General features: G+C 40.3%; 18 protein-coding genes. 8 read left to right on the top strand and 10 right to left on the bottom strand.

The annotated features are described in order from the left end of the window. Nucleotides 1-7: 7 nt before the first annotated feature. The gene (locus NQ782_RS08780; protein WP_057093844.1) at nt 8-1,849 is read right to left on the bottom strand and encodes a long-chain-acyl-CoA synthetase; all 1,842 of its coding nucleotides are present in this window, start codon (nt 1,847-1,849) and stop codon (nt 8-10) included. Between the two features lie 192 nt (nt 1,850-2,041). Continuing rightward, nucleotides 2,042-5,374 carry an Rne/Rng family ribonuclease gene (locus NQ782_RS08775; RefSeq protein ID WP_000827319.1) on the bottom strand — a complete coding sequence of 1,111 codons (3,333 nt, stop codon included), beginning with the start codon at nt 5,372-5,374 and terminating at the stop codon, nt 2,042-2,044. A gap of 722 nt (nt 5,375-6,096) precedes the next feature. Here NQ782_RS08775 and NQ782_RS08770 point away from each other — a divergent pair. The 4 genes from NQ782_RS08770 to NQ782_RS08755 all read left to right on the top strand — a co-directional run bounded on the left by NQ782_RS08770 (nt 6,097) and on the right by NQ782_RS08755 (nt 9,124). After that, entirely contained in the window at nt 6,097-7,029 is a 933-nt protein-coding gene (locus NQ782_RS08770; protein WP_001089412.1) for an RluA family pseudouridine synthase, read from the top strand. Continuing rightward, nucleotides 7,026-7,700: an HAD-IA family hydrolase gene (locus NQ782_RS08765; RefSeq protein WP_057093842.1), complete on the top strand. Its 675-nt coding sequence runs from the start codon at nt 7,026-7,028 to the stop codon at nt 7,698-7,700. Before NQ782_RS08770 ends, NQ782_RS08765 begins: the two co-directional genes overlap by 4 nt. 73 nt (nt 7,701-7,773) lie before the next feature. Next, the gene (locus tag NQ782_RS08760; protein WP_000091418.1) at nt 7,774-8,469 is read left to right on the top strand and encodes a YafY family protein; all 696 of its coding nucleotides are present in this window, start codon (nt 7,774-7,776) and stop codon (nt 8,467-8,469) included. A gap of 49 nt (nt 8,470-8,518) precedes the next feature. Continuing rightward, nucleotides 8,519-9,124, top strand: coding sequence for a glutathione S-transferase family protein (locus NQ782_RS08755; protein WP_000053846.1), 606 nt, complete (start codon nt 8,519-8,521; stop codon nt 9,122-9,124). Nucleotides 9,125-9,182: 58 nt separating this feature from the next. Here the strand turns inward: NQ782_RS08755 and NQ782_RS08750 are convergent, their stop codons facing one another. Together NQ782_RS08750 and hcaR are read right to left on the bottom strand one after the other, a co-directional pair. Then, nucleotides 9,183-9,860, bottom strand: coding sequence for a DUF1345 domain-containing protein (locus tag NQ782_RS08750; RefSeq protein WP_000232918.1), 678 nt, complete (start codon nt 9,858-9,860; stop codon nt 9,183-9,185). Between the two features lie 262 nt (nt 9,861-10,122). Next, nucleotides 10,123-11,022, bottom strand: a complete 900-nt coding sequence (hcaR, locus tag NQ782_RS08745; protein WP_000423241.1) for a DNA-binding transcriptional regulator HcaR — start codon at nt 11,020-11,022, stop codon at nt 10,123-10,125. Nucleotides 11,023-11,756: 734 nt separating this feature from the next. Here hcaR and NQ782_RS08740 point away from each other — a divergent pair. Further along, the gene (locus NQ782_RS08740) at nt 11,757-12,809 is read left to right on the top strand and encodes an MBL fold metallo-hydrolase (protein ID WP_000653392.1); all 1,053 of its coding nucleotides are present in this window, start codon (nt 11,757-11,759) and stop codon (nt 12,807-12,809) included. Between the two features lie 66 nt (nt 12,810-12,875). Here NQ782_RS08740 and katG read toward each other — a convergent pair whose 3' ends face one another. The 3 genes from katG to NQ782_RS08725 all read right to left on the bottom strand — a co-directional run bounded on the left by katG (nt 12,876) and on the right by NQ782_RS08725 (nt 18,413). Next, nucleotides 12,876-15,032, bottom strand: a complete 2,157-nt coding sequence (katG, locus tag NQ782_RS08735) for a catalase/peroxidase HPI (protein WP_057093327.1) — start codon at nt 15,030-15,032, stop codon at nt 12,876-12,878. Between the two features lie 515 nt (nt 15,033-15,547). After that, nucleotides 15,548-17,842, bottom strand: coding sequence for a phosphoenolpyruvate--protein phosphotransferase (gene ptsP / locus NQ782_RS08730; RefSeq protein ID WP_000069121.1), 2,295 nt, complete (start codon nt 17,840-17,842; stop codon nt 15,548-15,550). Nucleotides 17,843-17,927: 85 nt separating this feature from the next. Beyond that, nucleotides 17,928-18,413, bottom strand: a complete 486-nt coding sequence (locus NQ782_RS08725; RefSeq protein ID WP_000567254.1) for an RNA pyrophosphohydrolase — start codon at nt 18,411-18,413, stop codon at nt 17,928-17,930. A gap of 182 nt (nt 18,414-18,595) precedes the next feature. On the opposite strand from NQ782_RS08725, the gene NQ782_RS08720 reads away from it, so the two are divergent. Further along, nucleotides 18,596-19,246 (top strand): HAD family phosphatase, encoded by a 651-nt coding sequence (locus NQ782_RS08720; protein WP_000761586.1) that lies wholly within the window; start codon nt 18,596-18,598, stop codon nt 19,244-19,246. A 54-nt stretch (nt 19,247-19,300) separates the two neighbouring features. Here the strand turns inward: NQ782_RS08720 and NQ782_RS08715 are convergent, their stop codons facing one another. Next, nucleotides 19,301-19,897 (bottom strand): hypothetical protein, encoded by a 597-nt coding sequence (locus NQ782_RS08715; protein ID WP_057093326.1) that lies wholly within the window; start codon nt 19,895-19,897, stop codon nt 19,301-19,303. 95 nt (nt 19,898-19,992) lie between these two features. On the opposite strand from NQ782_RS08715, the gene NQ782_RS08710 reads away from it, so the two are divergent. Next, on the top strand, nt 19,993-20,229 hold the full coding sequence (locus NQ782_RS08710) for a hypothetical protein (protein ID WP_000164722.1): 237 nt from the start codon (nt 19,993-19,995) through the stop codon (nt 20,227-20,229). Nucleotides 20,230-20,234: 5 nt separating this feature from the next. Here NQ782_RS08710 and NQ782_RS08705 read toward each other — a convergent pair whose 3' ends face one another. Together NQ782_RS08705 and NQ782_RS08700 are read right to left on the bottom strand one after the other, a co-directional pair. Then, nucleotides 20,235-21,095 (bottom strand): LysR family transcriptional regulator, encoded by an 861-nt coding sequence (locus NQ782_RS08705; protein WP_001046500.1) that lies wholly within the window; start codon nt 21,093-21,095, stop codon nt 20,235-20,237. A 117-nt stretch (nt 21,096-21,212) separates the two neighbouring features. Further along, nucleotides 21,213-21,467 carry a DUF2061 domain-containing protein gene (locus tag NQ782_RS08700; protein WP_171251931.1) on the bottom strand — a complete coding sequence of 85 codons (255 nt, stop codon included), beginning with the start codon at nt 21,465-21,467 and terminating at the stop codon, nt 21,213-21,215. Nucleotides 21,468-21,704: 237 nt separating this feature from the next. Between NQ782_RS08700 and leuC the strand changes: the two genes are divergently transcribed. Then, complete coding sequence (leuC, locus tag NQ782_RS08695; protein WP_057094126.1) at nt 21,705-23,123, top strand: 3-isopropylmalate dehydratase large subunit; 1,419 nt, start codon at nt 21,705-21,707, stop codon at nt 23,121-23,123. Nucleotides 23,124-23,132: the final 9 nt, after the last annotated feature.

Raw genomic sequence — 23,132 nt, 5'->3', positions numbered from 1 at the left:
AAATAAACTAAAAACGGTATTTATACGCCTGAATATTGTCAAAAATTTCAGCTGTGATATCACAATAACTGCTTGCACCAGGTAATAAAGCGAGTAAACGTTCAGAAGTTTTGCTTGGATTAAAGGCTTCTTCCTTCAATTTATTCTTCTGATATTTAAATGTGCCTGTTGTTTCGACCTTTTTTTGTACACGTAAAAATACAGGTACTGCATAGGTAGGTAAACATTTCTTAAATATGGTCACCATTTCGGTTAAATCAGCATCATTTAGCTCTTCACCATCTGCGAGAGTGATCGCTGCCATACCGGCACGGCCATTGGTATTTGGAATTTCTACCCCATAAACGACAGCTTCGGCAATTTTGTCGTATTCGCATACCATGTTTTCAACTTCAGTCGTTGATACGTTTTCACCTTTCCATCGGAAAGTATCACCTAGACGGTCAACGAACTGTGCATGACGGAAGCCGATGTCACGGACCAAATCACCTGTGTTGAAATAAGAATCGCCTTTCTTGAAGACATCTTTCCAGATCACAGACTTGTTCTTTTCAGGGTCGGTGTAGCCATCAAATGGAGAGCGGTTAGTAATTTTCCCGATGAGTAGGCCAACTTCACCTGCTTTTACTTTCTGGCACCAGCCATTTTTATCGCGTATTGGTTCGTTTTTCTCTTTATCGAACTGGATAATGGCATATGGAGTAGGAGAGAAGCCAACCGTATTGTCAAAGTTGAAAATATTACTAAATCCAACATTGCCTTCACTCGATGCATAAAGCTCAAGTACTTCTTTAACACCAAAGCGTTGTTTGAACTTGTCCCAGATATTTGGGCGCATACCATTACCAATCATTTTGGTTACACGATGGTTGCGGTCAAGCTCGGTAACAGGAGCATCCATCAAGTAGCGGCAAAGTTCACCAACATACCCAATGGCAGATGCATTAAATTTTTGAACATCTTTCCAGAATGCGCTAGTCGAATATTTACGTCGAATCGCAAGTGTTGCACTGCCTGCGATAACGCCACACCAGCAAACCACCACGCCTGTTGCATGGTAAAGCGGTAAGGTCACGTACATGACGTCATCTGGTCCTAAGTTTAAGATATGACCATAGGTGCCATACGCTAATGTCCAGCGACTGTGCTTGAAAATAACCGCCTTTGGTAAACCTGTTGTACCTGATGTGTAGATATAGAACAGACCATCGTTACCAGTGACAGAGCGGGTAGTAGACGGATTGAATTTTGGAAATTGATCAATTTGGTCCGCAAGATTGACATAGCCTTCAGGCGCTGTACCCGATTTTTGACGTGTTGCCTGATCTGCGAACCAGTGAAAGCGGTCTTTAGGTACATTTAAGTCTTGACGAATTTCATCAATAGCAGCTCGGACTTCCTCACCAGCAATAACGGCAATAGGTTTTACAAGATTGATGCTATGAGCGAGAACCTTACCGACTTGAGATGTATTTACAAGTGCAATTGTCACACCAATTTTGGCTAAACCAACAATTGTTGCAATCAGCTCAGAGCGGTTTTCAATCATTACAGCAATGACGTCCCCTTTACGCGCTCCGAGAGAAAGATAGTAATGGGAAATCTGGTTTGCCCATTCATTTAAAGCTTCATAAGAATAACTTTGATCTTCAAATAATAATGCCGTGCCTTTCGGATTTCTTTTAACAGCTTTTTCAAAAGCAATACCCAAACCTGTTGGAGTATTTGAAGTTCTTAAATAAGCCTGTTTAAGACCATTTAGGATATGGGGTACTTTGGGAATGAAGCTAGGAAGTCTTGTGGCAACATCACCAAGCGTAATGATATCGGTCTGTGTTGTCTGGCTCATATCAATCCTATTTATTTTTCGATCAATCCAAAAAAGGTTGTGTGGGCAAAAAGTCCAATAGTTTTCATGGTTCACCATGCTTTTAAAACTTTTCTTCTAGTGCAATCAACCTAATTGGCTAAAAATAACAAAAAAAACCTAGTCATCGAAATGACTAGGTTTGTTTAAATTAGCTGCAATTGAGCAAATGGCTTACTCAGCTACAGGATTAGCTTTTTTTGGCGGACGGCCACGAGGGCGACGAGGGCGGCTCGGTTTGTCCTTATCTGCCTTAACGTCTTCTGATTCGGCATCAGTTGTTGCTTCAGTCGGAGCTACTGTTTCTTCAGCCGCTGCTTTTGCTTTGCTTGCTGCTTTTGATGGCGCAGGTTCCTTCGCTGCAGGAGCTTCAGCTACTGTTTCTTCTGTAGCTTTTTCCTCTGCAGGAGCAGCCTCAGGTTGTACGACTTCAGTTGACTGATTAAGTTCAAGCGGTTGTTGTGCTGGTTCAACTGTTGCTTGTGTTTCAGCAGTTGGAGCAGCAACGGTTTCTTCTGCTACAGGAGCAGGAGTAGCAACTTCTTCTTGAGCAGAATGTTGTTGTTTCACTTGCTCAAATGCTTGTTCCGCAGCAAGTTTTGCTAAACGACGACGCTCACGCGGGTCATTTGCAACACGTGGAGCTGGTGCTTGCGGCGGAGTAAGCGGAAGTACTGGTGCAGGTTCTGCTTCTTCAGCCGGTTTGTGGCTTGGAAGTTCTGCATCACGAGTTACCGGCTTTTTCTCTTCCGTTTCAGCAGTAACTTCAACTACTAACGTACTTGCGTACTGTTCTGCAAATTTCTGCAAAGCACGATTAAACGTTGGGACTAGACCAAATTGTTCAATCAATACGGTGCAATCTTCACCATACACATGACGGATTAAACTACCGATTGTGTGTTGTGCCAAAGTTGGAATTTGCGATGGCGCAATAGATGGGGTAGCTGCCTTAGCGTGTTTAGCCTCACGTTGCTGACGACGACGCATACGAGGGTCATTGCTAGCACGTTTGATTTGTGGCTGAGCAGCTTCTTGGCTTGGCTGAGCTTCTTCTTTGGTTTCAACTACAGCAGCTTTCTCGGCTACAACAGGAGCTGGAGTTGGCTCTTGAGCAACTTCAGTAGAAGTCGTTTCAACTCGCTCAACGTGACGACGCTCAGGTGTAAGTGCAACAATCTCACTTTGACCTTGATCAACATTGATGATTAAAGCAGTGTTCATGACATCATGCTTAGGTGCATCAATCACATCAACCTTAATTTGTTTTTCATCAACAACAACCGGTGTATTTTGATTTTCATTTAATACACTTGGATCGCGGTGGCGATTTGGACGGTTTGGACGTTGTTGATTATTACGGTCACGACGTGGCACAGCATTTTCAGTGTGTTGTACATCATTATTTTGATGTTGCTGATCTTGCTGCTGTTGACGTTTTTGCTGACGTTTTAACTCACGTTGTTCTTGGCGTGACAATTGAACTACTTCTTCATGAACTTGATGTTGCTGTTCATGTGATTGGTGATGTTGTTCACGTTGCTCTTTATGTTTACGCTTTTTGTTGTTCTGACGTTGTTGCTGAGATTTATCATCTTTTTCAACATGTTCACGAACGTCTTGTTTCACAGGTGACTGTGAAATATAAGCGTTATTTGATTGAACTGGCGCAACTTCTGCAACAGCAGGTACGGCTACTTGACCGAACTGTCCGCGGCTTACTGCGCCTGTATTCACCATTTGCTCAATCGCAGCAGCAGCATTTTGTGCTGAACGAGATTGATCAACTGTTTGCGCTTGTTTTTGAACAAACAGGTTTTCTAACCATGCACATGGGCTTGCTGCTTTTTGAGCAGAAGGTTGTGCTACAGGTTGAGTTGCATGATTTGCTTTTTTCTGAGCCGCAGCATGAGTTGAAGCTGTAGCAGTTACATGAGCATGGCCATGATCTGCTTCTTCTAAATGCCATTCAGAAGACTCATAACCTAACTCTTTCTCGCTAGAACGGGTTGCTTCTGTACGTTCATAGCTAGATGGAGCAAAGCCATCTGGGTTATATGCAATTTCGTAATGTGGAGTTTCTAAGTGCGGGTGTGGTAATACAGTCACACGTACACCAGAAGTTTGCTCTAAATACACCAGACTATGGCGTTTTTCATTAAGCAAGAAGGCTGCAATTTCAACTGGAACTTCAACCTGAACTTCACCATGACGTTCACGAAGTGCAATCTCTTCAACTTTACGCATAATTGAAAGAGAAAGCGAACGTAAATCACGAACCATGCCTGTACCATGACAGCGAGGGCATACATAACCTGTTGCTTCTTCAAGCGATGGGCGTAAGCGTTGACGGCTCATTTCCATTAAGCCAAAACGAGACAATTGACCGAACTGGATACGGGCACGATCGCTTTGTGTTGCTTCACGAAGTTTTGCTTCAACCATGCGTTGGTTGCGCTCTTTAGTCATATCGATGAAGTCGATAACAACTAAACCGCCAATGTCACGTAAACGAAGCTGGCGAGCAATTTCTTCTGCTGCTTCAAGGTTAGTATTCAGTGCAGTTTCTTCAACATCATGTCCACGAGTTGATTTCGCAGAGTTAATATCGATTGAAACTAAAGCTTCAGTCTGGTCAATGACGATTGAACCGCCCGAAGGAAGTTTTACTTCACGTTCATAAGCAGTTTGAATTTGGCTTTCAATACCAAAATGAGCAAACAATGGCTCGTTTAAAGTATAAGTTTTTAATTTGTCTAATTGACGAGGCATCACTGCTTTAACAAAGTTATATGCTTCGTTATAAGCTTGTTCGCTATCAATTAAGATTTCAGCAACGTCATCACGTAAGTAATCACGAATTGCACGTGTTACTACACCCGCTTCTTGATGAACAAGCATCGGAGAAGGGCCTGAGCTCGCTGTACCTTGGATTTGTGCCCAAAGGTCAAGTAAGTGTTGTAAATCGAGCTGTAATTCTTCTTGAGTACGCCCAATACCGGCAGTACGAACAATCACGCTCATACCACGAGGTACATTTAAAGAAGCTAAAATTTCTTTTAATTCTTCACGTACTGAACCTGAAATTTGACGGCTAATACCACCACCTTTCGGGTTATTTGGCATAAGAACTAAATAACGGCCTGCAAGGGAAATAAACGTAGAAAGTGCTGCACCCTTATTACCACGTTCTTCCTTTTCAACCTGAACTAAAAGCTCTGTGCCTTCAGTAATAAGTTCACGAATGTTTGAAGTTTGACGTGGGTCTGCCTGAAAATAGCTGTTCGCAATTTCACGCATAGACAAGAAGCCTTGACGACCTGCGCCATATTCAACAAAAACAGCTTCTAAAGATGGTTCTACGCGGGTGACATGGCCTTTATAGATATTGGATTTTTTCTGTTCTCGGGTACGATTCTCTAAATCAAAATCGTAAAGACGATTACCAGTGATAAGTGCAACGCGAACTTCTTCGGCATGAGTTGCATTAATCAACATACGTTTCATGGGTGTGACACCTAATAGTGACTCACACAAACAAACCAAACAAACTTAAAGGTTCTGAACGAACATCGAACATGACGGATCATTTCCCAGATCTCAAAATACTTGTGGTCTGAGTCATCTGTTACCGGCTACATTTAGCCTTAGCTTCGATTCTCGTCTGTGATGTAGGCAATACTGCTTCAACCTTTAAATCGGAATTCCTTTTTGCTTCACTGGCGGGTGAGCGGTGCATTGGTTAATGACTTTCACTGTCATTGGGCGCGAAGTGACTTCTTTATTGGAAGTTTGATACGGAATGCTCATCGTATCGGTGCTTTCGGCAGTTCCAATGCATCAACGCTTTAGCCTGAAGGCAACATTAAGGAGCGATTTGTCTGATGTGTATCAGTTTACGTTCCATAACCAACTAGAGTTGGTAACATATTTTTTTGAACAAACTGAATTAAACGCAACAGTTTGTCATTTTGCCGATATAATAAGCCTTCGGCGTCGGCATAATTCTTTAGGACCTGTCCGAGCTGGTGATGAAAGCATCATTTTGATTGAGGTTTCAATCAGGGAAATTTCCCTTTAGATGTTCACTTACGGTGGTATCCGTGCGCTGACTATATCAAACCTTGCAGCATCTGCCTATGGGCTAAGCTTAGATTTCTTGTGAAAAAACTAAGCTAATCGGTCATTTATTAATCAAATTTCGTAAAATTTCAGGTTTAAATATTAGTATGAATTCTACACAGCAATGGCAAAGTGTCACTTGGTTTGAGGTGGATGAGCATCAAGCAGGACAACGAATCGATAATTTCCTGTTTTCACGTTTAAAGGGTGTGCCAAAGAGTCGAATTTATCGTTTGATTCGTGAAGGTCAGGTTCGCGTGAATAAAAAACGTATTAAAGCCGAGACCAAACTTGCAATTGGAGACCAGATTCGTGTTGCGCCTATTCGCTATGAACAAAAAGATGAAACTGCTGTTCCTGTAAGCGACAGTGTGGCTCAAGGTTTATTAAGCCGTGTGGTCTATGAAGATGAAGGACTATTAGTTGTAAATAAACCATCGGGTATTGCTGTACATGGCGGTAGTGGCGTGGCTTATGGTTTGATTGAGGCACTACGCGCGGCAACAGGTAAAAAATATTTAGAACTGATTCACCGTATTGACCGCGATACTTCTGGCCTAGTTATGATTAGTAAGAAGCGTAGCACTTTAAAACTGCTACAAGATATGTTGCGTGAACACAAAATTCGTAAGACCTATGCAGCGATTGTAAAAGGTCAGGTGAGTCTTGATAAACAGCTCATTGATGCTCCTTTATTTCGTTATGAGTTAGCCAATGGCGAACGTCGTGTACGTGTATCTAAAGAAGGTAAGCCAAGTAAAACCGAATGGGTAGTTGCAGAGCGCTTTAAAAATGCCACTTTAGTTCATGCATCTCCTTTATCAGGGCGTACCCATCAAATTCGTGTACATGGTTTAAGTATTGGACATCCGTTGGTTGGCGATGATAAATATGGGCACAACACTGCATATACGGGGCCTGAAGCACGCCGTTTGTGTTTACATGCCATGCGTTTGGATATTCCGGGTTACCCAACGATTGAAGCACCGTTGCCAGAAGACATGACCCAGTTATTAGAGGCTTTGAGAGTAGCAAAATGAGTCTGAAAACCGAATTAGTGATTTTTGACTGGGATGGTACTTTATATAATTCTGTTGGTCAGATTGTTGCAAGTTTACAGCAGGCGGCAGAAGAGCATAAGTTAACTCTGACTGATGAAGCCGCAAAGAGTATTATCGGTTTAGGTTTGCCGGAAGTGATGCAGACCTTATTTCCAGAAGTACCTGATTTGCATGATTCGATTTTAAAAGCATATGGCGATCACTATATTGCCAACTCGACAAATGATGCATGGTTTGAAGGTATTTCTGAACTACTTCATGACTTAAAAGCTCAAGGTTTAAAACTTGCAGTTGCGACGGGTAAAAACCGTCGTGGATTAGACCGTGTGATTGCAAAAACACAGAGTACTCATCTGTTTGATGTTACTCGAGCAGCCAATGAAACCCGTTCAAAACCAGACCCACTCATGTTACAAGAAATCTTGACTGTAACTGGAGTAAGTGTTGAACAGGCAGTTATGATTGGTGATAGTAGTTATGACCTTGAAATGGCTCAGCGTTTAGGTATGCCTCGTATTGGGGTGGGCTATGGAGTGCACTCGGTCGAAGTTCTACAACAGTTCCAGCCTTTAACCATTGCTAAAGATGTACCTGAGCTGCACAACTTTTTAAGAGAGTATGCAAAGTTATCTACTGTAGACGTAGCGTAATTTAAAATGATGTAAGAAGGAGGAATTTATTCCTCCTTATTTTTAAAACTAAAGAACAATAAGAAGAGAAAAAATGAGCCGCTCTATTCGTCTATTAAATCTTTTACAGCAACTCCGTGAATCTCGTTATCCCGTTACTGCTCAAGTCTTGGCTGAACGCTTGGGAATTAGTATTCGCAGCATTTACCGTGATATTGATAGTTTACGTGCTCAAGGTGTGAGAATAGATGCATCGGCAGGTTTGGGGTTTCAGCTTAAAGAAGACATTTTATTACCACCGGTTACTTTTAATGAGAATGAAGCCGAGGCTCTATTTTTAGCTTTAGAGTGGTTGAAAGACGTTCCAGATCAGGCAATGAAATCGGCAGCCGTTTCAATCTATTCTAAACTTTATGCGGTTTTACCAGAGCACCGGAAATATTTGATCGATGACATGACGCTAGGTGTTACACATTACTGGCACCCGGTTGATGAAGCTTTAGTAGAACAAGTACGTTTAGCGATCCGTAAACAAGTAAAGATCAAAGTCGATTATTGCGATGAACACAAGCGTATGAGTCAACGTTCTCTTTGGCCTTTTGCTTTAGGGTATTTACATGACAAAGTTGTACTTGCTGCTTGGTGTGAATTACGGAAGGCCTTTCGCCATTTTCGGATAGATCGTATTCATAACTTGCAAATGAGTGAGGAAATATATCCTGAATTTAAAAAACATCTGTTTCAAAGATGGTGGAAACAAGAAATGCAAAGGACTACTGACAAAAACTGACAAAAGGTATTTGTAGACTAGGAATCACGATAAACAAGGAGCAATAAGAATGAGTCTTAAACTTTATACTAACAATGAATCGCGTGGTGTCGTTATAGACTGGCTTTTGGTTGAGCTTGGCGTGGAATGTGAACGTATTGAAGTAGCATACCGAACCGAGATGAAATCACCCGAATATTTAAAGCTTAATCCGTTTGGGAAAGTGCCTGTATTGGTAGATGGCGATGTCGTTATTTATGAATTAGGTGCAATTTGTGCATATCTGGCAGACAAATTTAGTGACAAAGGTTTGGCACCTGCTTTAGATGATCCGAAACGTGGTTTGTACTATCGTTGGCTCTTTATGATGGCAGGTCCTTGGGAAGCTGCTGGTGTCGATAAAGCTTTAGGAATAGAGATCTCACCAGAGCAAAAAATGTTTGTGGGTTATGGTGATTATAACGATGCTTATCAAGCTTTAGTTCAAGGACTGAGTGAAGCAAATCCGTATGTATGTGGTGAACAATTTACCGCCGCAGATGTAAGTGTTGGAGCCATGCTATTATGGCAATTAAAAATGAAAACGATTGAATCGCACCCAGCCATTACACGTTATGTTGAAACGATCAAACAGCGCGAAGGCCTAAAACAAAGCAGTATGGGCCAACTGTTGTAAGTATAGTTATTCTTAAAAGCCCCCCTAAATGGGGCTTTTTTGTTTTTTAATAAAGGGTCTAGTTAGTAAGAAAGCCAGCAGCAACGTTAATACAAATCGCTAAAATGGTCGTGTTGAAGCCAAAAGATAATACAGCATGAAATAAGTTTAAAAGACGCATATGTTTGTTGGTAATTGAAACATCGGCGGTTTGTGCTGAGGTGCCAATGATATAGCTAAAATATAAGAAGTCAGGGTAGGTCGGATGTTCGGTACCCGGGAAGTCTAACCCACCGTTCTCTTCATTTCTGGATAGAGCCATATAAAAGTCATGGGCATAATGCAAAGCGAAAACAGTATGCATGAAAAGCCATGCTGAAATAATGGTGAGTAAAGCTAACGCTACATGTCCTAACTTTTCATAATGCCCAGAAGGGAGCTGGGAAAGTTGTACCAAAATCGCAACTAGACTCATTGTGATGGCCAATAAAACAATGAGCATAATGACCCATTTACTTTCGTCCTGTTTTTTGGCTTGCTGTTGCATTTGTGAATGGTCGGCACTTCTCATCAGTTTCCAGACATGGAGTAAATATAAACTGATTGAGCCATTCCAGCTTGCTAATAAAATGGTAGACCATTTCCATGAAGTGAGCCATGCCAATAAACTTGCAACAACCACTCCAAAAATTAAAGCAATAAAGAAGTGAGGGCGGTTTTGTACACTACGTCCTAAATGCTGAAATAGTCCAACCATCTTGTTAACTCTCCTTGCTGTTATCTTAAATATATTTTTTACTATTTGGTTAATTTAACATTAAGTTTTATATAACCTTTATACTTTAGATCGTCATTTTTGTTTTTATTAAGTGTGACAATCTAAAATATAATAAAAATTATCTCAAATTAATTAATCGATAAAAGATATTAAATAAATTTTAATTTCATTTTTTATACATGCATTTAAATTTTCTAACTCATTTATTATTTAATAATAAGCGTAAATATACCTAAAGTGCTTAATCTAGATTTTTATCAAGATGAAATACTTTGTTGAGTTGATCAATAAATCTTTTTACACCGACTGACTCTGTATTTTTACGATAACTAACAAATAAATCTAAAGAAGGTAATTCGACATCTAGAGGGCGAACTACAGTGTTAGAAACCCCTAAAGGCGCGACATAGGCAGGTAAAATAGTACAACCTAGGCCTGAACCAATAGAGTTTATATTAAGTAAAATGCTATCGGCCTTTTGTACAATATTGAGGTCAATACCATGAGTTTTAGTAAACTCTAAAATTGTATTGTGTAGTGTATTAGATTGTTCAGCTGCCGGAATAATAAAATCAATACCATGCAAAGCTTTGACCGGAATACGGTCATATTTCGCAAGTGGATGGTTTCTTGGTAATAAAAAAATTAAAGGTTCTGTTAAGACAAATTGGCTTTGGATTTCATCATTTTCAGTATTATCACGGGTAAACGTGATGTCGAGTTCACCTCTTTTTAAGGCTTTGAGTTGCTCAGCGTTATTTAAACTTGATAATTCAATGGTGAGGTCAGGGTGTTGTAAGCGCAGATTTGGAAGTACGTATGGAAAAATTTTCATTTCTGCGATGGGGACGAAACCGATACGTAATAATTGTTGTTTAGCCTTTGAGACTTGGCGGGCCATCGCTACTGCTTTATCAGCTTGAGCAAGCGTTAAACGGGCATGCTCTAAAAATACTTCACCTTCTTCTGTTAACTCAACTTTACGTTTTGTGCGGTTTAAAAGTCGTACCCCGACATCTTCTTCTAAATCTTTAATTTGTTGGCTAAGGGAGGGTTGAGCAGTATAGAGTTTGAGAGCGGCCTTACTAAAATTTAATTCTTCAGCAACTGTAATGAAATATCGAAGATGGCGTAATTCCATAAGACTAATCCAAAAAATGTCTTACTATGATTTAAGCAAAGTATAAAGCATAAAACTATATAGCGTGAAGGTGCTTTAGGTATTTATAAAATAAATGAAAATTTATAAATCATTATGAAATTAATATGAAATTTTATTTAATTATTAATTTGTAAAATATATTAATTCATATTCATAACCAAAGTGATTTTAAATTTAGAAAAGAAATTTAAATTACTTTTCAGAAATTCACTTAAAGTTTTCTCATATTATGAAAAAAAGTATTGTTAATTTAAGAATTGAGAATCTTAATTTCTAACAAAAAAAGCGTAAGGAGTATTTTGTTAATAAATGTTTCGGTTCATCTTACTATATTTTTTAGTTTTTTCAGTGCATGTGCTGCTTGGTTTAATAGTTTATATATGAAGCAAAATTGATAAAATTGAGCAGTTTTAAAAATAAGAGATTAACCACAAAGAAATTAGCTCATCTCTGTTGTAAGTCTTTGCTTATTATATTCTATTGTTATGTTATACAGTAGCTTTTAATAAGAATAGTAATTAACGAATCACAAACTCAACACATCTAAACATTTTTTTGTGGCACTTTAGATTGATCTATGTCGGCTGTGACAAAAATAAAAGGGATATTTATATGATAAATAAGTGTAAGTGTCATAGCTTAATTTATTTAAATCGCTAAGATAGAAAACTGAATGATTCATCCTCCTGATGCTACAACCATAGAATAAGCCCATGAAAGACAAGCCGACATTAACTTATCAATTGCCGACTCAGTCCTGTTGGACGCATACATGGATAAAACCTCCTTTTTGTCATCCTGAACTGGGCCATGAAAATGATACCCGTTTTTATAATCAGCAGCCTAGATCGCCTGCACGAGGATCGAAAGAGTTATTGCGTTGGTTAGTCACTCGTGAGTCTTATACTTGGAATGTTGATATTCAGAATGAATATGATGTACGTGTTAATACACCAATTGCTTTACCACAAAACCGTCCTCATGCGGATTTAGATGATTGGCAAGTTTGGTTTGTAGGGCATGCTACGGTACTCATTCAAATTGGACCTTATAACTTTATTACCGATCCGGTATGGTGTGACTACGCAAGTCCTTTACATGGCCGTGGTCCACGCCGTGTATGCCCAGCGGGTTTTGCTTTAGAGCAGTTACCTACCATTCATGGGGTATTGTTGAGCCATAACCATTATGACCACATGGATTTAGCAACGCTTGAGTGGCTTCATAAGAAGTTTGCTATGCCGATTTATACAGGGCTTGGCAACGGATTTTACTTACCTAAAGAGTTCCATGTAATTGAAATGGATTGGTGGCAGGAAATTCCTTATCACGAATTAAGAATTGTTTATACACCTGCTCAGCATGGCTCGGGGCGGGGTTTACGTGACCAAAATAAGGCACTTTGGGGCGGCTTTTCGGTTTTGGCGAAAACAGGACATTGTTTTTTTGCGGGTGATACCGGTTATGCGGGCCACTTCAAACAAATTCATACGCGCTATGGCGCGCCGCGTGTGGCCTTACTTCCAATCGGAGCTTATGAACCTCGTAAATTAATGAGCTATGTTCATATGAATCCGCAAGATGCAGTTCATGCGCATTTAGATTTACAAGCACATCGGTCTGTGGCAATTCACTATCGAACTTTTCAGTTAACGGATGAGGGGCGTGAAGATCCTGAACATGCGTTAGCTCAAGCCATTAAAGCTTCATCAAAGCTTGCTAATCCTTTTTATTGCATTCGAGAAGGGCATAAATTGACTGTCTAAAATTCATTGTTTTGTATTAAAAAAGCCAGTTCAATTTGAACTGGCTTTTTATTATTTTGGCTTAAATTAAGCTAAGTCAAAACGGTCAAGATTCATGACTTTAGTCCATGCAGCAACAAAGTCTTGAACAAATTTTTCTTTACCATCTGCCTGAGCATAAACCTCTGCTAATGCACGTAAGATTGAGTTTGAACCGAAGACTAAATCATTACGTGTTGCGGTAAATTTCACTGTGCCTGATTTACGGTCTTTACCTTCAAATACTTCACTTGTGGAATCAACAGGTGCCCATACATTCGACATGTCGAGTAAGTTTGTGAAGAAGTCTGTGCTGAGTACACCAACTTGCTGAGTGAAGACACCATGTTGAGAACCATCCCAGTTAGTGCCCAGTACACGTAAACCACCAATCAATGCAGTTAACTCTGGTGCAGTCAAAGTCAGTTGTTGTGCTTTATCAATTAATAAGACTTCAGCTGGTGTGTTGACTCCCTGTTTTTTCCAATTTCTGAAACCGTCAGCAAGACCGAGCAGTAATTGGAATGATTCAACATCGGTTTGACTTTGTAATGCGTCAACACGACCAGGGGCAAACGGAACGGTAATATTGAAACCTGCTGCTTGAGCAGCTTGTTCTACACCAACGTTACCAGCTAACACGATTAAATCCGCCAATGACAATTGGGTTGATGCCTTGAGCTCTTCAATTTTAGTTAAAGTCTCAACAGCTTTTTTGTTTACTACCCACTCACGTTGTGGTGATAAAGCAATACGTGCACCGTTTGCACCACCACGTTTATCTCCACCACGGAATGTTGATGCAGATGCCCATGCAAGGGAAACCAACTCACCAGCAGATAACCCTAGAGCAACGATTTTTGCTTTTGCATCAGCAATGCTTGCAGAAGATGGTGTAGCGCTAGCAGCAGGTAATGGATCTTGCCAAATTAAATCTTCAGCAGGAACTTCTGGACCTAAATAACGTGCTTTTGGTCCCATATCACGGTGAGTTAATTTAAACCAAGCACGAGCAAAAGCATTGGCAAAGGCTTGTGGATCGTTAAGGAAACGACGAGAGATCTTTTCGAACTCAGGGTCAAAACGTAGGGTCAAATCTGTAGTAAGCATCGTTGGCTTACGTTTAATTGATGGGTCGAAAGGATCTGGAATAATGGCTTCAGCATCTGCTGCTACCCATTGAATTGCGCCAGCAGGTGAACGTTCTTGTACCCATTCGTATTTGAAAAGGTTTTCAAAGAAGTAATTGCTCCATTGTGTTGGCGTTTGTGACCAAATAACTTCTAAACCTGAAGTGATCGCATCTTTACCGACACCTGTACCATAGCTGTTTGCCCAACCAAAGCCCATTTGTTCAATTGGTGCACCTTCCGGGTCTGCTTGGACATGGTCAGCAGGGGCAGCGCCGTGAGTTTTACCTAAAGTATGACCGCCTGCAATCAAGGCAACAATTTCTTCATCATCCATTGCCATGTTGCCGAAAGTGGCACGAATAAACGGTGCTGCTGATCGTGGGTCACCACTCGCTTGTGGTCCTTCAGGGTTCACATAAATTAGACCCATTTCGGTTGCAGCAAGATTACTGCCCGCCAATGCTTCAGAGTTGCGATGAGCTAACCATTCTTTTTCATCACCCCAGTTTACATCATTGTCTGGTTCCCAAACATCTTCACGACCAGCACCAAAACCAAAGGTACGGAAACCAGAAGACTCAAGTGCGATGTTCCCGGCAAGAATAAATAAGTCGGCCCAAGATATTTTTTGACCGTATTTTTGTTTAACTGGCCATAGTAAACGGCGTGCTTTATCTAAACTTGCATTGTCAGGCCAACTATTTAATGGAGCAAAACGTTGTTGACCACGACCGGCACCACCACGGCCATCACCCATACGATATGTACCGGCAGCATGCCACGCTAAACGGATAAATAAGCCCGTATAATTTCCCCAGTCGGCTGGCCACCAGTCTTGGGAATCGGTTAATACATTTTTGATATCGGCTTTAAGTGCGTAGTAGTCGAGTTTTTTAAATTCTTGACGGTAATTAAAATCTTTACCGAGTGGATTAGAGCGTTCTGAATGTTGATTGAGTAAGTCAACACGTAATTGATTTGGCCACCAGTGTAAATTAGCCGTGCCACCACCGACTGTTACTTGCGGTTTTGAGTTATGACCTGAAAAAGGACATTTTGATTCGTTTGACATGATTATATTCTCTCTGGGTAATATTTATTGAGCTCTTAATAAAACTGAAGGCTCATTTTCCTGGACTTCTGGGTTAAAAAAATGATGCGTATCGAATAAAGAAATGAGAGAACAAATGGTGAGAGAAACCGTTTTAAAAATTTTTCACTGTTATGTCAGCTCATCAGTTTTATTCAACAATACATGAGTTTCCTTTGTTTATTATTCCTTCAATTTACTGCATGAAGGCTAAAAAACAAGAGGGAAAATGGTTCAAATTTTGCAAATAATGACGCATAGCATGAGCTCCTTAATCATTGAAACATCGCAATATCTTTCAATTTCGTTCTTTAAATATACTAGAATCTGATTGTTTATTTTTCAAATGGATTAAATTGTCCATATTAATTGGTAAAACCGATTTTTGGGGAAATTAAAGATCAGGAGTGCGCTAAGTGGCAGCTTAAAAATAAAGAGAAAATTTAAAAATAGATGAATTGAAAAAGGAGAGCTTTTTGACTCTCCTTTTTAAGTATTTATACGCTTACAAGGCGGTTAGATTTAACCATATCGGCTAGACCGTGAGTTTTAAAGTAGTACTCAAGCCAGCTTTTTACAATAAGCGGATTATTCATTTTCATGACATCATCAAGCAGCTTTTGGGCATCTGACATTGGGACATGGCAAATTGCTTTTCGGACACGCAAGATGTTACTTGAACTCATCGAAAGGGTGTTAAAGCCCATGGCCATCAGTAAGATTGCCGATAACGGATCACCCGCCATCTCACCACAAATACTTACCGGTTTTTGGTATTTATGGCATTCCTTCACGAGTCGAGTTAAAGCCCGCAAAATAGACGGATGGAAGTGTGAATAGACGTTTGCGACATGCGGATTATTACGGTCCACAGCAAGTAAGTATTGAGTTAAGTCATTTGAACCAACCGAGAAGAAATCGACAAGTTCTGCGAACTCATCAATTTGTAGCAGTACACTCGGTACCTCAACCATAATCCCGATTTTTGGTTTAGTAATTTTAACTTGTTCTTCTTCTTGTACTGCAATCCAGTCACGCTCAAGTAAATAAAGTACTTCTTCGACTTCACTTACTGTCGTTACCATTGGCAATAGGATATGCAAATTATTTAAACCAATACTGGCTTTAAGCATTGCCCGGATTTGTGCTGAGAAAATCTCCGGATGGTCGAGCGTGAAACGAATACCGCGCCACCCTAATGCCGAGTTCTCTTCTTCAATACTGAAGTAAGGTAAGTCTTTATCGGCACCAATATCTAGGGTACGCATGACCACTGGCTTATTGGCAAAGTGGCTTAACTGTTGGCGATAGATGGCACGTTGTTCTTCTTCACCCGGGAAACGTTCCCGTAACATGAATGGAATTTCACTACGGTACAAACCCACACCTTGAGCGCCACGTTGTACACCGCGGACTACATCAATCATAAGGCCTGTGTTCACAAACAGTTGAACAGAGACACCGTCTGGTGTAATCGCTTCTTTGGTCTCATATTGTTTGAGATCTTTTGCGATTTGCTCGTCTTCTTTTTGAATTTCTTTATAACGTTGACGTAAACGACGTGGAGGGTTTACAAAAACACGGCCCTGATAGGCATCCACAATCATTTCTGCATCATCAAGCGTATTTACAGGTAGTTCGGTTACGCCGACAACCGTTGGAATACCTAATGCACGGGCAACAATCACCATATGCGAATTAGCTGCGCCTTCTGACGTCACAATCGCTGCGATATTATCTACTGGCAATTCTACTAGCGCAGCGGTACTAATTTCTTCACCAATTAAAATACTGTCTGGGCTAAGTTCACGGTGGCTCGAATCTTCTTCTTGTAAGCACGCTAGAATACGTCGCCCTAAGTCTTTAAGGTCAGAAACGCGTTCACGAAGATAATCGTCCTCCATTTGTGCAAATAGGGCAGTGTGTTTTTCAATTACACGGCGCACCGCACCTTGTGCCCAATGCCCATCACGGATCAGTTCTTTAATTTCTGCAGGTAAGGCATTTTCATCTAACATTCTTAAGAATACGCTAAACAAAGCCCGTTCTTCTGCCATGAGCGAGTCATGCATTTTTTCGTCTAAAGAACGAATCTCTGAACGTACCGATGAAATAGCTTGATCTAAAATGCGGAGTTCATCGCTGATATCTTCTGCTTCGCGGTCAGGTACTGAACCTAAGTCGGCAGGCGGATATAAAATAATAGCGCGACCTAAAGCCACCCCACCTGCACCGGAAACGCCTTGAAAGGTCTTATAGGCAGGCCCATTGCTTGGCTTACGAAATACATCAATATTTCCAACCGCATGCGCATGTGCAATAACACCTGAGAGCTGCGCACATAAGGTGACTAAAAATGATTCGGCTGCTTCACTAAAATCTTGAGGAAGTCGATTTTGGACAACTAAAACACCCATTACCTTACGGCGATACATGACGGGTACGCCAAGGAATGAGTTATAAATTTCTTCGCCCGTTTCAGGTAAATACAAAAAGCGTTCGTGCTTTGGCGCATTGTCAAGGTTAACAATTTCTTCACGTTGCCCAACCAGACCCACCAAGCCTTCACCTAACTGCAATGAAACATGCCCAACAGATTCTGGATTTAAGCCTTTTGAGGCCATCAATACATAACGTTGATTGCGTTCATCGAGTAAATAAATAGAGCAAACATCCACTTTCATGGCCTCAGCAACCTGATTGACCATAATGTCTAACGATTCATGCAAACTCACGGACGCATTAATCTCTTGGACAATGCGTCTTAGAGTGTCGAGTTGCATGTTTGACATGGATGTATACTCCAGTATTTTTTTAGACTATGAATGTATTTATAACAGCACTTTTAATAAAAATCATTTGCTAGATAAATGATTTTTAGGGTAATTGTTGCACTGGCAACTGTGTACACAACTCCACCATGGCTTTACGGTAAACATCACGTTTGAAGTTCACCACTTGACCAAGAGGATACCAATAGCTAACCCACTGCCATTCATCGAATTCAGGCGGGTCGGCAAGGTTTAACTGAATGTTTTTTGCAGGCGCAGTTAACTTCAGTAAAAACCATTTCTGTTTCTGTCCGATACATACGGGGTCAGAGTCTGACCGAATATACCGATGTGGCAAACGATAACGCAGCCATCCTTTGGTTTGCGCAATAATCTGGACATGCTCGGGCAATAAGCCGATTTCTTCTCTCAGTTCTCGAAAAAGTGCCTGTTCAGGGGTTTCTCCAAACTGGATGCCTCCTTGTGGAAATTGCCAAGCATTGTGACCAATGCGCTTTGCCCATAAAACCTGTCCATCATCGTTTGCCAAAATGATCCCGACATTGGGTCGGAAACCTTCTGAGTCGATCATTTGGCTACCTAAATATTGTCTATATCGTTGACTTCGATCACGGGGACAAACACTTTTTTATGTCCAGCTCGAAAAGATCAAAGTAAAATGTTTAAATTGTTACGATCTTAACGAATTTCTATCGACTAGCGGAGATAGATTTACATTTTTTTTCTTAAATTTCAGTTTAAACGAGAATTTTCATGAAACTGGCGTTGTTTGATTTAGACCATACCTTGTTAAATACCGATTCAGACCACTCGTGGGGTGAATTTTTAGTCAATGAAGGTTTGGTTGATCCGGTTCATCATCGTCAGATGAATGATAAATTTTATGAAGACTACAAAGCAGGGCAACTAGATCCATATGCTTATAATGAGTTTGTTTTCGGCTTTCTAACAAAGCATGACAATAACTACTTAACTGAGCTTCATCAGTTGTTTATGGAAAAAGTGATTCGTCCTCAAATGCGACCAAAAGGTTTTGATGCAATCAAAAAACATCAAGATTTAGGCCATACCATTGTAGGTATTACAGCAACAAGTGATTTTATTACTGCGCCGATTTTCCGTGAATTTGGAATTACTGAAATCTTAGCAACTAACGCCGAGGTTGCTGATGGTAAATATACAGGTAAAGTGGCGGGTTTAGCGTGTTATCAAAAGGGCAAACTTGCACGTCTTGAGGCATGGCTGGACGGTCGTAGCGTTTCTGAGTCTTGGGCTTATTCAGATTCAATTAATGACCGTTTTTTACTTGAATATGCAACGCATGCGATTGCAGTCAACCCTGATGATCGTCTTGAGAAACTGGCTCAAGAACACAACTGGGAAATTCAGGACTGGTCGATTTAATTTAAAGCAAGAGCTTCCTAGAAAAATGTAATATTCCGGAAGCTCTCTAATAAATTATTTAACTTTCTCTGTGGCATGCCAAATATTTGAATCAGGATTTTGTTGATGCCAAAGCTTGAATTGAGCTCGCCATTGTTGAAAAGGAACCGATAAAGTAGGTCGTGGGTCATCACTTAAGCTATAAGCTATGCCTTCTACCAGCCATTTAGGTTTAGTTAGCATTGCTATATTTCCCCATTCTTCTGCTTGTCGATGATGAATAAGCTCATGAGTGATATAGAAATCTTTCCAGCCTCGCGGTGCAACCAATAACCCCAAATTACCAACCGCTTTAGCGGCTGCTTTTTCCATACCAAAGGTATTTGCACATTGTGGAGTTGAGCAAAAAACCATAGTGGGTTGTTGATGAAAAGCACCTACTTTATTTTGGGTCTCTTTTAATGCCTGATTATAAAGTGTCTTTGCAAGAGGCTGTGTCTTTGGATCATCTACACAGACTTGACCATCACAATGTAACAATGAAAGGTGATGGGCGAAAATAACACGTATCGGTTTAAACCAAATAAATGTAACTAGAACTAAGATAGCTAAAGTTATAAATATATATAAACCGATTTTAATTATCTTTGAATATTGATTCTTCACGCTCATGAATCTTAAGTGAAAAGTATAATGATAGTAGAGTAAAGGGTATATATTTATAGTATTATTTCTAATCAATATATAACTTTATTAATTAAAATAGCATGACTAAAAATAAGCGCACTAAAAGTAAAGGTAGCAATGGTTTCTTTCAAGAATTTATAGATCAGCTCATTACCGCTATTTTTGGTGAGTTACTTATTTATATCATTGCTTTACTGTTTATGAGTGCACTTGGCGGAATTATTTTCGCTGCTATATGTTTCAGTTGGGGCGTTCTATTTTTACTACTACCTTTCGCGGCTTTGATTTATATCCTTGTTAAAAAATATAGCCATTAATACTGTTATTCTTGCATCATTTTAATCAACTCTTGCATGGCTCTAGATTGAGTACGTGCAGGATGCCATACCATACCTAGCTGACGGTTCATCTCGACATTTAAATCAAGCTGCTGCATATCTTGATTCAGCAGAGTTTTTGGTAAAACTGACCAACCTAAACCAATAGAAACCAACATACGAATTGACTCTAGTGGGTTATTGCTCATGGTAATTTTCGGTTTAAGGCCTTGTTTTTCAAACTCAGCTAAAGTGATTTGAGCTGTATAAGTCTGTGCGGCAGGTAGCAAACTTGGATATTCAATTAAATCTTGTAAGGTTAAATTCTTTTTTTGAGCCAATGGATGAAATGGAGCAGCTACAAAAACTAAAGGATCATTCCAGATCGTAATATAGTTAAGACGCTCATCACCTGAGGGCGGGAGTGTTAAAAAAGCTAACTCTAAATCGCCAGCAAGTACCTGTTCGTGTGCTTGTTCGGAATCAACAAAATGTACATCTAGCGTGACTTGAGGAAACTGCTGAACAAAGTGTTTAAGCGGAGCAGGCAAGTGATGCAAACCGATGTGATGACTCGTCCCGATTTTTAAACGACCTTGTATTTGGGTTTGTTCATGACTTAGCGTGTGGTGAATATCTCGAAGTTCATTTAACCAGCTTTTAACTTTTGGTAATAATGAATGCGCAGCATGAGTTGCTTGAACCCCACGGCCTGCCGACTCAAATAGCTTTACGCCAAAGTACTCTTCTAGGCTATGAATACGTTTGGTGACAGCAGGTTGAGTAATAAATAGTTGATCCGCAGCCACAGAGATCGAACCTGTTTCCATAACTTTTACAAAAGCTTCAAAGGCTGCAAGATTCATAATACAACTCTACTTGGAATAGAAAAATCGAGAGAGGCTAAAGTTGCCAAGCCAAAATCGTATCATGCTTGCAGCTCAACGTTCTATAAAGTTGTGATTTAGCGTATTAATCTTAATCTAAGCAGTCGTCCCGTTTTCGCTTAAAGCTGATATACGGCGGTCTTTTGCTGCCCATACTTTTTCATGAAAGAAAAATGCAAAAGCTTGTACTGTTGGTTCTAACATACTTAATGTTAAAGCCATCCAAATATTACCCGTTACAAAGTAGGCAACTAACATGGCTACCGTAATATGCATTATGTAGTAACTTAAGGTTTTCTTTAATGTACGTTGATTATTAACAACGAATTTTTGAATATTAGCCATAACCATTCTCTCTACCTGTATTTGATATTTTTAGTATAGAGATGAGAGTATAGGATTAAAAATGGATTATGCAAATGATAATCATTAGCAAATCCGATTTATATATTTTGACCGATATTAAAACATTCAGGAATGATTCCTAAAAGTTTTCTAATTTATAAAAATGATAAATTAGATTTATGTAAAACTCTGGCTATAATCGAAGAAAGATTAGAATTACCCAGTCCAATGGAGCAAGACGACATGGCAGGCAAAACTTTATATGACAAATTGTGGGATGACCACGTAGTTACTCAGCGTGATGATGGTTCGTGCTTACTTTATATCGACCGTCATTTATTGCATGAAGTAACAAGTCCACAAGCATTTGAAGGTTTGCAACTTGCTGGTCGTCAACCATGGCGTTTAAGTGCAAATGTAGCTACCCCAGACCACAACGTTCCAACCTCTAAAAAAGAACGTGATCAGGGCATCGCTGGTATTGAAGATGATACATCTCGTATTCAGGTTCAGACCTTAGATGATAACTGTAAGGCATTTAATATCGTTGAATTCGGTATTAATGATATTCGCCAAGGTATTGTGCATGTTGTTGGACCTGAACAAGGCTTAACATTACCGGGTATGACGGTGGTATGCGGTGACTCGCATACAGCGACTCACGGTGCCTTTGGTTGTTTGGCGCATGGTATTGGGACATCTGAAGTTGAACACGTTTTAGCGACACAATGTTTGATTCAGAAAAAATCAAAAAATATGTTGGTTCGTGTTAATGGCGTTTTAGGTAAGGGCGTAACACCAAAAGATGTCGTGTTGGCCATTATCGGTAAAATCGGTACTGCAGGCGGTACGGGTTATGCAATTGAGTTCGGTGGCCAAGTTTTCCGTGATATGTCGATTGAAGGACGTATGACGGTATGTAACATGGCGATTGAAGCGGGTGCTCGTGTGGGTATGGTCGCAGTTGATGATAAGACTATTGAATACGTAAAAGGCCGTAGCTACGCACCAAAAGGTGAGCAGTGGGAACAAGCCGTTGCTTACTGGAACACTTTACATTCAGATGTTGATGCTGTTTTTGATGCTGTAGTTGAGTTAAATGGTGCAGAGATTGAACCACAAGTGTCTTGGGGAACTTCACCTGAGATGGTGATTCCGGTATCGAAAGCTGTACCAACTTTAGAACAAGCGAAAGATGACGTACAACGCAATGACTGGACACGTGCATATCAATATATGGGCTTAAATGCAGGTCAGGCATTAGCTGATATTCAACTTGATCGTGTCTTTATCGGTTCTTGTACGAACTCTCGTATTGAAGACATCCGTGCTGCTGCTGAAGTAGTTAAAGGCCGTAAAGTGGCACCTAGCATTAAGCAAGCCATGATTGTTCCGGGTTCTGGTTTAGTCAAACAACAAGCTGAAAAAGAAGGTTTGGATAAAATCTTCTTGGAAGCTGGCTTTGAATGGCGTGAACCGGGTTGCTCAATGTGCTTGGCAATGAATGCAGACAAGTTACAACCGGGTGAGCATTGTGCATCAACCTCGAACCGTAACTTTGAAGGTCGTCAGGGTAATGGTGGTCGTACTCACTTGGTCAGTCCGGCAATGGCAGCGGCGGCTGCGATAGCAGGTCATTTTGTTGACGTTCGTTCATTTTAATTCGGTCTG

It is taken from the genome of Acinetobacter sp. BD54 (assembly GCF_044778325.1).
Taxonomy (GTDB): Bacteria; Pseudomonadota; Gammaproteobacteria; order Pseudomonadales; family Moraxellaceae; genus Acinetobacter; species Acinetobacter baumannii.
This window is presented reverse-complemented; position numbering and strand designations above follow the sequence as displayed.

Bases quoted from the DNA above. Each gene is read 5' to 3' on its own strand.
- NQ782_RS08780 (WP_057093844.1), bottom strand. From the start codon at position 1,849: ATGAGCCAGACAACACAGACCGATATCATTACGCTTGGTGATGTTGCC.
- NQ782_RS08775 (WP_000827319.1), bottom strand. From the start codon at position 5,374: ATGAAACGTATGTTGATTAATGCAACTCATGCCGAAGAAGTTCGCGTT.
- NQ782_RS08770 (WP_001089412.1), top strand. From the start codon at position 6,097: ATGAATTCTACACAGCAATGGCAAAGTGTCACTTGGTTTGAGGTGGAT.
- NQ782_RS08765 (WP_057093842.1), top strand. From the start codon at position 7,026: ATGAGTCTGAAAACCGAATTAGTGATTTTTGACTGGGATGGTACTTTA.
- NQ782_RS08760 (WP_000091418.1), top strand. From the start codon at position 7,774: ATGAGCCGCTCTATTCGTCTATTAAATCTTTTACAGCAACTCCGTGAA.
- NQ782_RS08755 (WP_000053846.1), top strand. From the start codon at position 8,519: ATGAGTCTTAAACTTTATACTAACAATGAATCGCGTGGTGTCGTTATA.
- NQ782_RS08750 (WP_000232918.1), bottom strand. From the start codon at position 9,860: ATGGTTGGACTATTTCAGCATTTAGGACGTAGTGTACAAAACCGCCCT.
- hcaR (WP_000423241.1), bottom strand. From the start codon at position 11,022: ATGGAATTACGCCATCTTCGATATTTCATTACAGTTGCTGAAGAATTA.
- NQ782_RS08740 (WP_000653392.1), top strand. From the start codon at position 11,757: ATGAAAGACAAGCCGACATTAACTTATCAATTGCCGACTCAGTCCTGT.
- katG (WP_057093327.1), bottom strand. From the start codon at position 15,032: ATGTCAAACGAATCAAAATGTCCTTTTTCAGGTCATAACTCAAAACCG.
- ptsP (WP_000069121.1), bottom strand. From the start codon at position 17,842: ATGTCAAACATGCAACTCGACACTCTAAGACGCATTGTCCAAGAGATT.
- NQ782_RS08725 (WP_000567254.1), bottom strand. From the start codon at position 18,413: ATGATCGACTCAGAAGGTTTCCGACCCAATGTCGGGATCATTTTGGCA.
- NQ782_RS08720 (WP_000761586.1), top strand. From the start codon at position 18,596: ATGAAACTGGCGTTGTTTGATTTAGACCATACCTTGTTAAATACCGAT.
- NQ782_RS08715 (WP_057093326.1), bottom strand. From the start codon at position 19,897: ATGAGCGTGAAGAATCAATATTCAAAGATAATTAAAATCGGTTTATAT.
- NQ782_RS08710 (WP_000164722.1), top strand. From the start codon at position 19,993: ATGACTAAAAATAAGCGCACTAAAAGTAAAGGTAGCAATGGTTTCTTT.
- NQ782_RS08705 (WP_001046500.1), bottom strand. From the start codon at position 21,095: ATGAATCTTGCAGCCTTTGAAGCTTTTGTAAAAGTTATGGAAACAGGT.
- NQ782_RS08700 (WP_171251931.1), bottom strand. From the start codon at position 21,467: ATGGTTATGGCTAATATTCAAAAATTCGTTGTTAATAATCAACGTACA.
- leuC (WP_057094126.1), top strand. From the start codon at position 21,705: ATGGCAGGCAAAACTTTATATGACAAATTGTGGGATGACCACGTAGTT.